The sequence below is a fragment of the Hydrogenophaga sp. genome (genome assembly GCF_019264445.1).
Classification (GTDB): Bacteria; Pseudomonadota; Gammaproteobacteria; order Burkholderiales; family Burkholderiaceae_C; genus Hydrogenophaga.
In genome coordinates, this window is record NZ_JAHVAB010000028.1 from 55,378 (window position 1) to 66,403 (window position 11,026).

Here is an 11,026-nt window from a genome sequence, read left to right on the forward strand (position 1 = left end):
GTGGTTTCTTATTTCAAAGGCCACTGGGCCCAGATCGGCATGTTCAGCCACCAGCCCCACCACTCGGGCCAGCCTCGGCTCCAGAACGGTCCGCTGATGACGATGCACAGCGCGCTGAAGAGCACGGCGGCCAGCGCCAGGAACAGGCCCAGGCGGTGGATGCCCAGCGTGCCGATGGAGTAGCCGATGGTGTCGCGGAAGAAGGTGTCTTCGTGCTCGGGCGTCTTCACCACTTCGCCCTTCTTGGGGTTGGTGGCCGAGAGGATCAGCGAGCCGTGCAGCGAGAGCGCGAAGGTGGTGGCGAAGAAGAAGCTCACCGCGATCATGTGCGCCGGGTTGTAGTGGAAGTGCAGGTACTGGTAGCCCACGTTGGACACCCAGTCGAGGTGGCTGAAGATGCCGTAGGGGAAGCCGTGGCCCCAGGCCCCGAGCAGCACCGGGCGGATCACCACCAGCGTCACGTAGGCCAGGATGGCCACACCGAAGGCGGCGGGCACGTGGTAGCCCATGCCCAGTTTTCGGCAGATCTCCACCTCGCGCAGCGCCCACGACACGAAGGCGCCGATGGCACAGACGGTGATGAGCTGCCACAGGCCGCCTTCCATGAGCGGCGCGAAGCGCAGGCCGTAGGACAGGTCGGGCGGTGCAATGCTGATCTGCCAGAGGTTCCAGGTGGGGCCTTGCGAGGCGCCCCAGAGGATCATGGCGGTGCCCAGAAACGCGAAGAAGAGCGTGGTGACGCCGAAGAAGCCGACGTAGAAGGGACCCACCCAGAAATCAAACAGGTCGCCGCCCAACAGGGTGCCGCCGCGGACGCGGTATTTTTTCTCGAAATTGAGCATGGCCATGGTGCGACCCTCCTGACTCAGGTGGAGTTATGACGTCAAAGCGAATGGGGGGAGGGGCCCAGATGCTGCGCCGCCCGATGGGCACCGCAGCATCTGCACACCTCGTGCGACGTTCAGGACGTCTTCGAAGGCGTTGCTGCGGGCATCGGTGCGAGTTGCGCCGAAGCTGCCGGGGCCTTTTTCGGGCCGTCGAGCCAGTTGAACTTGTTGGTGCTCAACAGGATCAGGTGAATCATGGCTGCGAGTGCAAACAGGAACACTGCCTGCGCGACCATGGTACGGAGGGGGTCGAAAAGACGCCAGATTCTCCACATGATGTTTTCTCCTTAGATCAGTTGGGACATGACCGTGTAAACCGCGGCATGCACGCCCGAGAAAATGCTGGTCTTGTGTTCTGCGCCAGGCAGCCATTCCCGCCAGTGCATGCCCACCAGCTGGCCAAACAAGGCAGCCGAGAGCAGCAGCAGAAAGCACGGCACAAAGATCAGGACAAACGACAGCTTGTCTTCCCGGTGAGTGGGCTTATGGGTCTCATAAGACACGACGTTCATGGCAGTTCTCCAATCATGAAAAGTGAAGCCGGTCTTGACTCAGAGCCAGGGCCGCCAGAACCACACCAGCGCATGGGCGACCACGGCAATCGCCGTGAACCCAATGAAGCCCTGGATGTAGTACTGGTGGAACTCCTGAGCTTCCTCGTCGGTCAGGCCGGAAATCGATGTCCGTGTTGCCATACGAATGCTCCTTCTCAATAAGGCCGTGAGGCCTGCGTTGCGCCCGACCCGCGCAACCTGGGCAGCCGCGGCGAGATGCCACGACGTGGGGGTGACCCGGCCTGCAGGCCGGAATCCGGATGGGGTGTGAGCCATGCGCTCATGCGGGCTCTCCCAGGCCGAGTTCGCGGCCTGCGGTGTTCACGTGGGTGTCGCTCACGGCGCCATCGCCGCTGTCGCGCGCATGCTGTTCGGCGGCGTCGCGCAGCCGCTTGGCCACCGAGATCTGCACCAGCACCGGCTGGTTCGAGATGAGGGTGTGCAGGCGGGTCTGGGCGCTGTCTTCCCAGGGCGTGGCCAGGCCGGCGGCGGCGCCGCGTGCGAGCGTGGGGTCGACCTTGTCCATGTCGGTGCCCAGCGGCAGAATGTGGAACAGCGCGTCAAACAGCGCGTTGCACACCTCCTGGATCAGGTAGGTCGCGCCGCTGTAGCCCATGAAAGGCGTACCGGTGTGGCGGCGGATGATGGCGCCGGGGAACGAGGCCGGGATGAAGGCCGCGCGCATCGGGCCTGTGCTCCCCGCCTCGGCCAGGTACATGCGCTCGTTGTAGCTGCCAAACAGGATCAGCGGCGTCTGCGTTTTCACCAGCTCGCGCACGGCGGCGTTGTCGGTCTTTTCACCGGCCTTGCGCGAGACCGCAAAGCGGCAGGGCAGGCCCATCTCGGTGTCCAGGAAGTGCTGCAGGCCGCGTGCGTAGGTGCCGTTGGCCACCACCGCAAAACTCGCGGTGGCAAAAAAGTCTTGCGTGACCGAGCGCCACAGGTCCCACACCGGTTTGATGGTGGTGTGCTTCTCGCGCTGGATGAAGGGCTCGGGGTCCAGGCCCAGCAGCTCGCCGAGCGCGCGCAGGAATTTGGTGGTGCTGTGCAGGCCGATGGGCGCCTGCAGGTAGGGCCGGTCCAGCGCCTCGCAGAGCATGCGGCCGAACTCGCGGTACATGCAGATGTTCACGTCGGCCTCGACCAGGCGCGAGACTTCCGAGAGGTGGCTGCCCAGCGGGAACACGAGGTTGATCTCCGCGCCGATGCCCTGCACCAGGCGGCGAATTTCGGCCAGGTCGCTGGGACCGTTGAACACGCCGTAGCTCGGGCCGATGATGTTGACGCGCGGCTTCTCGCCGGCAGGGCGCTCGGCCAATGGCTTGCGCGCCGGCACCTTCTTCATGCCGTATTCGCTCCAGAGCCAGAACATCGCGCGGTCGGCGCATTGCCACTGGTCTTCGTCGATGGTGCGCGGCAGGAAGCGCATGAGGTTGGTGCCTTCGGGCGTCACGCCGCCGCCGATCATTTCGGCAATCGACCCGGTGACCACCACGGCGGGCAGCTCGGGGTCGAGCACCGCGTGGGCGCGCTTCATCGAGCCTTCGGTGCCTTCACGGCCCAGCTGTTCTTCGGCCAGGCCGGTCACCACAATGGGCAGCTCGTGCGGCGGGAGCGCGTCGGTGTAGTGCAGCACGCTGGTGACCGGCAGGTTCTCGCAGCCCACCGGGCCGTCGATGACCACCTGCAGGCCCTTGATGGCGGTGAACACATACACGGCACCCCAGTAGCCGCCGGCGCGGTCGTGGTCAAGCACCAACATCTTGTGCCTCCCGCTTCTTCGCCGCCTTCTCGTTGAGCCGGCGCATTTCCTTGCGGAAGTTCGGGAACGGCCTGGGCACGTCTTCCCACACGCCGGCCTCGTCGCCCTGGCCCACGCCGCCGAAGAAATCCTTCATCGCATTGAAGCGGTGCTGGTTGCCCATGGCGGCGTTGACCACCTGGATCAGCGAGCCGGCGCCAGCCACGCCCATCAGCGGGCGCGCAGAAATCAGGTTGGTGTAGTAGAGCGAGGGCACGCAGGCTTCCTTTGCGGCCTGCACCACGGGCGTGGTGCCAATGGCCAGCTGCGGCTGGTATTCGTGCAGCGCGTCGAGGTCGTTTTCCAGCGAGGCGCGGAACTGCACCTGCACCCCCTTGGCGCGCAGCCAGGCCGCGTCGTGTTCGTTCCACGGCGTGGCCGGGCAGGCCGAGCCGACGTAGCGCAGGTCGGCGCCGCATTCCACCAGCAGGCGGCCCACCAGCAGCTCGGAGCCTTCGTAGCCGCTGAGGGTGATGCGGCCGTTGATCTTCTGTTGCGACAGCACGCCGCGGATCGCGGCGAGCGTCTGGTTGCGCGCGGTGTCGATCAGCGCCTGCGACACGCCGGTGGCAGCGCCAATGGCGCCCAGCCAGTCGTGCGTGCCGTCCACGCCGACCGGTGCCGAGCCCACGACAGGGCGGCCGGCCAGCTGGAACTCGCGGATGCTGGCGGTGTAGAACGGGTGGATGGCGGCGATCGCGCTGCCATCCAGCGCGGCGTACAGCTCGCGCCATTCGCGCGTGGGTGCGGTGGTGCCGACCGCGAGACCCATGGGCGCGATCATCTGCGCGATCAGCATGGGGTCGGCCGGGAACATCTCGCCCAGCAGGGTGATCGTGGGCTGGCTGCTGCGCGCCTGGCGCGGTGCGGGCACGGGGCCGGCCAGCACTTCCTGCCGTGCGTATTTCAGCATCGCGGCGGTGAGCACATCCTTGGCTTCGGCGTGGGTCGGCACGCCGAAGCCGGGCACGTCGATGCCGATGATGCGCACCCCGTTGATCGAGGCGGGGAGCAGCTGCAGCGGCACGCCGCTGGCGGTGGGCACGCAGAGGTTGATGATGACGATGGCGTCCAGCTGCGCTGGATCGGCCTGTGCGTGCACCGCCTCGCGGATGTCTTCGAACAGTTTGCCCGTCACCAGCGATTCGCTGTTGAACGGCACGTAGCCCACGCTGCGGCGCGCGCCGTAAAAGTGCGAGGTGAACGTGAGGCCGTACACGCAGCAGGCCGAGCCGCTGAGGATGGTGGCGGTGCGGCGCATGCGCAGGCCCACGCGCAGCGAGCCGAAGGCCGGGCACATGCTTTGGGGCTGGTCGTGCGGGCCGTTGTGTTCGCCCTTGGGGTAGTCCTGTGCGTACTGCGCCAGCACCTCGCTCTTGCCCGCCGATTTCGCAGCGGCCAGCAGCGTCTCGCCACCGGCGTGGCAGCCCATGCCGTCGCCTTCGATGGCGGTGGTGCCGGCGGGTGCAGGGATGATCGGGATGACGGTGTTCATGGTGGGCGGCCGTGTGGCTCAGACCTCGTCGTAAACCACTTCGAGCGTGGGCTTGACGGTCTCGGTCTTGCCGCACATGTCGAACTCGGTGGCCGGCTCCAGCACCACGTCGCGCCCGACCGATGAGGCAGAGAAAAGGCCCAGCAGACCGTCTTGCGTCAGGGGGGACGGACGCATGGGAGATGAGGTGTCAACGTTGGCGGCGAGCTGGGCAAACAGGGGGCCCCAGACCGAGTCCGGACGACCGATGATTTCGTAGCTGGCGCTCTTGCGGCGGATGTCGTCGTCGGCCGGAATGACCGAGAGCACCGGGATGCCGACCTGGTCGGCAAAGGCCTGGGCTTCGCCGGTGCCGTCGTCGCGGTTGATCACCATGCCGGCCACGCCGACGTTGCCACCGAGCTTGCGGAAGTACTCCACTGCGCTGCACACGTTGTTGGCCACGTAGAGCGACTGCAGGTCGTTGGAGGCAACGACGATGACCTTCTGGCACATGTCGCGCGCAATGGGCAGGCCGAAGCCGCCGCAGACCACGTCGCCCAGGAAGTCGAGCAGCACGTAGTCGAAGCCCCACTCGTGAAAGCCCAGTTTTTCGAGCAGCTCGAAGCCGTGGATGATGCCGCGCCCGCCGCAGCCGCGGCCGACCTCGGGGCCACCGAGTTCCATGGCGTAGACGCCATCGCGCTTGAAGCAGACGTCGCCGATCTTCACCGGCTCGCCGGCCAGCTTCTTCTTCGAGGAGGTCTCGATGATGGTGGGGCAGGCGCGTCCGCCAAACAGCAGGCTGGTGGTGTCGCTCTTGGGGTCGCAGCCGATCAGCAGGACCTTCTTGCCCTGCTGCGCCATCATGTAGCTGAGGTTGGCCAGCGTGAAGCTCTTGCCGATGCCGCCCTTGCCGTAGATCGCGATGATCTGCGTTTCTTTCTTCACCTCGCCGGTGTGGACTGGATCGGGTTCGATGGCGGCTTCCTGGCGCAGCATGGCCTGGAAGTGAATCGGGTTGCTCTTGATGTCAGGGGCGTTCATCAGTGACTCCAGTCAAGGACCATCTTCAGACAGTGGGGATCACCGAAGGCGACCTCGTAGGCATCCCGCGCCTGTGAGGGCGTGTGGGTGTGGGTGATCAGGCCGTCGAGCGACAGGCGACCGGTGTTGACCAGCTCGGTCACGGCCAGCAGGTCGGCGCGCTTCCATTCGGCAGCGACGCGGATGCTGGCTTCGCGCATGAAGGCCGGCGCGTAGGCGAACGAAATGTCCTGGTGGTAGAAGCCGGCCAGCACCACTTCGCCGCCCTTGTCGAGCCGGGGAATGACCTTGTGCAGGATGCCGGCGTCGCCGCTCACGTCGTAGATGGCGCGGTAGTTCTTGCGGTCGTCGTCGTCGGGGTGCAGCACGGTGTAGCCGTCGGCGCCGTTCTGGCGCAGTGCTTGCGTTTCCCACACCACCGGGGCGGGGCCGCCGGCGGCCACGGTGAGGCGCGCGAGCAGCCGGCCCATGACGCCGTGGCCGACGATGAGGTCGGGCGGGGTGTCCGGGTCGCGGGTGCCGCCAAAGGTGACGGAGTGGTAGGCGGTGGCGGCCAGGGCCAGCAGCACCGCGTCGGCGCCTGAGCCTTGTGGGCCGGTTTCGTTCACGCGCACCACGCGGGCGGCGGGCACCACCAGCCGTTGGCCCGCGCCGCCAAACAGGTTGTGCACGCCTTCAAAGCTGTAGGAGCCGGGCACGAACACCCGCTCGCCGATGGCCAGCGGCACGTCGCCGAGCGTGCGCACCACGCGGCCCACGGTTTCGTAACCGGGTACCAGCGGGTAGCCCATGCCGGGGAAGGGCGGCATGCTGCCGTCCCAGAGCAGGCGCTCGGTGCCGGTGCTGATGCCGCTGTACTCCACCTGCACCTCGATGTCGCCCGGCACCATGGCGCGCACCGGCAACGACTGCACCGACAGCTGGCAGGGGCTCTGGAAGACGATGGCGTCGGCGTTCATGGGGCAGTGGCTCCGCTGGCGGTGGGCAGCGCGGCTTGCGCCCTCGACTTGCGCCCCACCAGCACCTGTGCGTGCAGTGGCATGGGGTTGGGCGCGAGTTCGATGTGGGTGAAGCCCGCTTGCGCCATCAGGTCGGACAGCGCCTGCGGGGTGCGCAGTCGGCCGCTGCCCATGGCCATCAGGTAGAAGTGGAAGTACGGGTCGATCGGGCTCTGGCCTTCGGCGTTGGCCATGGGCTCGGCCAGCACCAGCGCGCCGGCCAGCGGCAGGCTGTCGTGAATGGTGCGCAGCAGCTGGAGCACGGTGGCGTCGTCGTGGTCGTGCGCCACGCGCACCAGCGTCACCAGGTCGGCGCCGCGCGGCAGCGGGTCGGTGATGAAGCTGCCGCCGTGGGTGGTGATGCGCGCGCCCAGGCCCTGGCGGTCGAGCTGCTCGCGGGCCAGCTGCGCCACGGGTGGCAGGTCAAACAGGGTGCAATGCAGGTGAGGGTGGCGCTGCGCCAGCGCACCCACCCAGCCGCCCATGCCACCGCCGATGTCGAGCACGCGCTGGTGGTCAACGAAGGGGTAGGCGGCGAGCAGCTCGTCGATCACGAAGCGCTGCGAGGTCGACATCAGCGCGGAGTAGCGGCCGAAGCTGTCGGCGCTGGCGCCTTCGCGTTGCTGGTGCGGAGTGTAGGGCCAGTAGGTGTGCATCTGCGCCTGGTTCGGGTCGCGCAGCAGTGCGAGCGGGTCGCGCAGGTCTTCGTAGAGGGTGGCGTTGTGTTCGACCATCTCGCGGATGCCGGCGTGGGCAGCGACCGGTGCGCCCAGGCCCCCGAGGCCGTAGCGGCCCTGGCTGCGGCGGTCCATCAGGCCCATGGCCACGGCGGAGTCCAGCAGGCGCTGCAGGCTGGCTGCCTGCAGGCCGGTGAGGGCGGCCAGCTCGTCGAGCGTGCGCGGTGACTGCGACACGGTTTCCAGCAGCCGCAGCCGCACACAGGCCAGCAGCACCTGCGTGTGCACGAAGCCGGCCATGCAGGCAAACAGCCGGGCCGAGCGGCGGCGCACCAGCCAGCGCGTGAGGGCCGACCCCATGGCCCAGCGGTGCAGGACGGGGCTGGTGCTCCAGCGGTCGATCTGGGTGGCCAGGCGATCGCGCCAGCCACCGGTGGCGGCGGGCAGTTGCAGCGAAGCGGGGCTGTGTACGGCGTCCATAGGTGGCCTCAGGCAACGGTGCCGCGCAGCGGCGTGGCGTGGAAACCAGGCGCCTGCGGTCGCGCACGGGTGGCGATGCGCTGGCGCGTGTCGGGCGGGATCAGCCGCGCGGATTCCTGCAGCACCAGGGCGCGCATGGCGTCGCGGTGCGCGCAGTCGGGCACGGCGTCCACGGCCTCCTGCATGCGGTGCTGGAAGTAACCCAGGGCGCCTGCCAGACCGAGGTCGTCGGCCGCACTGGGGCGGTGGTGCTGCACGTCCTGGCCGCTGGGTTTGCCCAGCTCGTCGCTGCCAAGCATCACGTCGCGAATGTCGTCGGCCACCTGGTAGGCCTCGCCCAGGCAGTCGCCCAGGTTTCGCCAGGCCGAGGGGTCAGCGCCTGCGGCCTGCGCACCGGCGCAGGTGGCGGCCACAAAGAGGGCGCCGGTCTTGGCGCGCTGGTAGCGGCTGAGCGAGGCGCGGGGTTCGCATTCCCAGGCCTGGCCAGCCACGATGCCGTCGGGTGCGCCGGCGGCTGAGCAGAGGGTGCCGAGCAGGCCGCTCAGGCGTTCGGGGTGGCGGGCGCCCACGCGGGCCATGGCCTGGAACGCCATGACGATGAGCCCGTCGCCCGAGAGCAGGGCCAGCGGCTCGCCGTGCAGCTTGTGCACCGAAGGCAGGCCGCGGCGCAGGTCGGCGTCGTCAAAGCAGGGCATGTCGTCGTGCACCAGCGAGGCGCAGTGCAGCAGCTCGATGGCCGCCGCGGCGGCGTCGGTCAGCTCGGGGGCGTCGTCGCCACAGGCCTGGGCCACGGCCATGCACAGCTGCGGGCGGATGCGGGCCCCACCGGGAAACACGGCATGGCGCATGGCGGCCATCAGGCGGGGCGGCGCGCTGGGGCTGAGGGCACAGGTGAGCTCTTGATCAAGCGCTTGCTGTATGCGTGCCAACATGTCCATGGAGCCCCTCGTCGGGTGGCGTGTCTGTCATCCACATGCGACAGACACGGTGTCAATCTAACATGACACATGCATTTGTCAATCGCAACTGACGGTATTTGGTTGGGGTGCGGGTAATCCCCTAGTGGCGCGCGGCGAAGCGCGCCAGCCGCCCTGGGGCAGGTCGGCGATACCGGGGGAGGGAGGGCCGCGTGGACCGCGGGGCCCGGGCGGTGGCCCGAGGTCAGGCGAGGGCTGTGGGCGCGGGGGTGCCGAGGGCCGCGAAGATGTGCGAGGCCACCAGCGCGGGCTGTTCTTCGTGGGCCAGATGGCCCAGCCCCGGCAGCTCGATCACCCGTGCCCCGGCTTGCGGCGACAGCCGCTCCAGCACCTCATGCGCCTGGGCGGGTGGCACGGTGCGGTCCTGTGTGGCAGCGAGCAGCAGCAAAGGCGTCTGCAACCGGGGCAGGTCGCGCGCAAAGGCTTGCAGGTCCCAGTTGGCCATCATGCCCAGGGCGCCGGCGGCGTGTTCCGGGCAGCTGACCAGCGCCCGGTACAGCGCAGTGGCTTCGGCGTCGAGCACCGAACCGGTGCCTTGCAGCAGGCGCTGCAACACCGCGGGCTCCCGGGCGCGCCAGGCAAACAGGCGCGGCACACCGGGGGTGGCGGCCAGCAGCTTGGCCGCCGGTGCGAACAGCGGCCCGGCCAGGCCGGCCGGTGGCAGCAGCGCGGCGTTGATGCCGACCACCAGGCGGGGTGCGATGAGCGCGTCCAGGCACATGCGGATGCCGATGGCCGCCCCGGCGGAGTGGCCGATCACCACGTCCGGCTGGCAGTCCAGCGCCCGCAGCAGCCCGTGCACCGCGCGCGCCATGCCGGGCAGCGACAGCTGGGGCGCACCCATGCCGCCGGGTGGGCGGCCGGTGAAGGCGTGGCCGGGCAGGTCCAGGGTGAGCACCCGGTACCGGGTGGCCAGCAAGGGCGCGAGTGCGCGCCACGAGTGGGTGGAGGCACCGGTGCCGTGCAGCAGCAGCGCACAGGGCGCCCCGGTGCCCGGGCCGTCAAACCCCTGGGTGTGCCAGTGCAGACCGCCGGCCTGTACGAAGCGGCTGTGCTCGTGGTGGGGCCAGCGGGGACCGTCGCGTCGCCAGTCGAGTCGGCGCGGCATGGTCTTCAGCGGGCTGGGCCGGCTGCCAGCTGCACCGCCCGCGCCAGGCTCTCGGCGCCGGCGTGCGGCAGCGGCAGGTAGGCGGCGTCCATGGCCTCGGCCAGGATGCGGGCCGCGTCGGAGGGCTGTGGCGAGGTGTCGATGAGCAGGGCGCTCAGCCCCTCGGTGCGAAAGCGCTGTGCAGCGGCCAGCGCGTCGTGCTGGGCCTGCGCCCGTCCGGGCGAGCCGTCGCGGGCGATGTTGGCGCGGCCATCGGTCAGCAGCACCACCGTGGCCGAGTCGCCCCCGCGGGTGAGCTGGCTGGCCAGGTCGGCCGCCGCGGCGATGCCGCTGGCCAGCGGTGTTCCGCCGCCGCCGGGCAGGGCTCCGAGGCTGCGCTTGGCGCGTGTGAGCGAGCGCGTGGGCGGCAGCAGCAGTTCGGCGCCGCCACCGCGAAACGCCAGCACGGCGACCCGGTCGCGCCGCACATAGCACTCGGCCAGCAGCAGCTCGACCGCACCTTTGGCTTCGGCCAGCCGGTGCAGGGCCGACGAGCCCGAGGCGTCGACCACAAACACGGTGGTGGTGGGCCGGTGCTGCCGGTAGCGCACGACGTGAAAGTCTTCGCGGCGCACACGCAGGCGCGCCGGCCCGCCGGCAGCCTCCTGCCGCAGGCGCTGCCACGGCATGGCCGCGCGCAAGGTGTCGAGCACGTGCAGGCGGGCGCCGGAGCGCGGCTCGGCATGCCGGCTGCCCACGGGTCGGCCCCGGTGGGGGTGCTTGGTGGCGGCGCCCACCCGGCCGGCGGCGCTGGCGCGCGCCTGCCGAGCCTGGCCCGCCTGCAGGGCCGCCAGCAGCCCGTGCGGTATGGCCGCGCGCACGGCGTCGACCAGCCGGTCTTCCAGTGCCGCCGCTTCCGGCGGCCGATCGGGTTCGGCGGTGTCGCGTTCGGCCTGGCCTTCGTCGGGCTGCGGCGGCGGTGGCTCGGGGGCTTGTGCCTGGGGGGCCGGGCCGGGTTCGGCGGGCGGCGGGGGCGGCTCGGCG

Annotated in this window: 12 protein-coding genes; all 12 read right to left on the bottom strand. The window is 69.4% G+C overall.

All coding sequences use genetic code 11. The features are described 5' to 3' along the window. Window positions 1-8 precede the first annotated feature (8 nt). A complete protein-coding gene (pufL, locus tag KXJ60_RS03990) occupies window positions 9-848 on the bottom strand; it encodes a photosynthetic reaction center subunit L (protein ID WP_291124313.1) in 840 nt (279 codons plus the stop codon). A gap of 113 nt (window positions 849-961) precedes the next feature. Then, window positions 962-1,162 carry a light-harvesting antenna LH1, alpha subunit gene (gene pufA, locus KXJ60_RS03995; RefSeq protein WP_291124315.1) on the bottom strand — a complete coding sequence of 67 codons (201 nt, stop codon included), beginning with the start codon at window positions 1,160-1,162 and terminating at the stop codon, window positions 962-964. Window positions 1,163-1,174: 12 nt separating this feature from the next. Next, the gene (locus tag KXJ60_RS04000) at window positions 1,175-1,399 is read right to left on the bottom strand and encodes a hypothetical protein (RefSeq protein ID WP_291124317.1); all 225 of its coding nucleotides are present in this window, start codon (window positions 1,397-1,399) and stop codon (window positions 1,175-1,177) included. A gap of 39 nt (window positions 1,400-1,438) precedes the next feature. Beyond that, window positions 1,439-1,582, bottom strand: a complete 144-nt coding sequence (gene pufB / locus KXJ60_RS04005; RefSeq protein WP_291124319.1) for a light-harvesting antenna LH1, beta subunit — start codon at window positions 1,580-1,582, stop codon at window positions 1,439-1,441. A 139-nt stretch (window positions 1,583-1,721) separates the two neighbouring features. Then, entirely contained in the window at window positions 1,722-3,203 is a 1,482-nt protein-coding gene (bchZ, locus tag KXJ60_RS04010) for a chlorophyllide a reductase subunit Z (protein ID WP_291124321.1), read from the bottom strand. Further along, a complete protein-coding gene (bchY, locus tag KXJ60_RS04015) occupies window positions 3,190-4,737 on the bottom strand; it encodes a chlorophyllide a reductase subunit Y (protein WP_291124324.1) in 1,548 nt (515 codons plus the stop codon). Before bchY ends, bchZ begins: the two co-directional genes overlap by 14 nt. A gap of 18 nt (window positions 4,738-4,755) precedes the next feature. Then, window positions 4,756-5,763 carry a chlorophyllide a reductase iron protein subunit X gene (locus KXJ60_RS04020; RefSeq protein ID WP_291124326.1) on the bottom strand — a complete coding sequence of 336 codons (1,008 nt, stop codon included), beginning with the start codon at window positions 5,761-5,763 and terminating at the stop codon, window positions 4,756-4,758. After that, window positions 5,763-6,722 (bottom strand): chlorophyll synthesis pathway protein BchC, encoded by a 960-nt coding sequence (bchC, locus tag KXJ60_RS04025; protein ID WP_291124328.1) that lies wholly within the window; start codon window positions 6,720-6,722, stop codon window positions 5,763-5,765. The genes KXJ60_RS04020 and bchC overlap by 1 nt, the downstream gene beginning before the upstream one ends. After that, complete coding sequence (locus tag KXJ60_RS04030; protein ID WP_291124330.1) at window positions 6,719-7,918, bottom strand: methyltransferase; 1,200 nt, start codon at window positions 7,916-7,918, stop codon at window positions 6,719-6,721. The genes bchC and KXJ60_RS04030 overlap by 4 nt, the downstream gene beginning before the upstream one ends. A gap of 8 nt (window positions 7,919-7,926) precedes the next feature. Then, on the bottom strand, window positions 7,927-8,850 hold the full coding sequence (locus tag KXJ60_RS04035) for a polyprenyl synthetase family protein (RefSeq protein WP_291124332.1): 924 nt from the start codon (window positions 8,848-8,850) through the stop codon (window positions 7,927-7,929). A 229-nt stretch (window positions 8,851-9,079) separates the two neighbouring features. Further along, the gene (gene bchO, locus KXJ60_RS04040; protein WP_291124333.1) at window positions 9,080-10,003 is read right to left on the bottom strand and encodes an alpha/beta fold hydrolase BchO; all 924 of its coding nucleotides are present in this window, start codon (window positions 10,001-10,003) and stop codon (window positions 9,080-9,082) included. 5 nt (window positions 10,004-10,008) lie between these two features. Then, window positions 10,009-11,026 (bottom strand): VWA domain-containing protein (locus KXJ60_RS04045; RefSeq protein ID WP_291124335.1); only part of this gene is annotated, 1,018 nt, incomplete at its 5' end.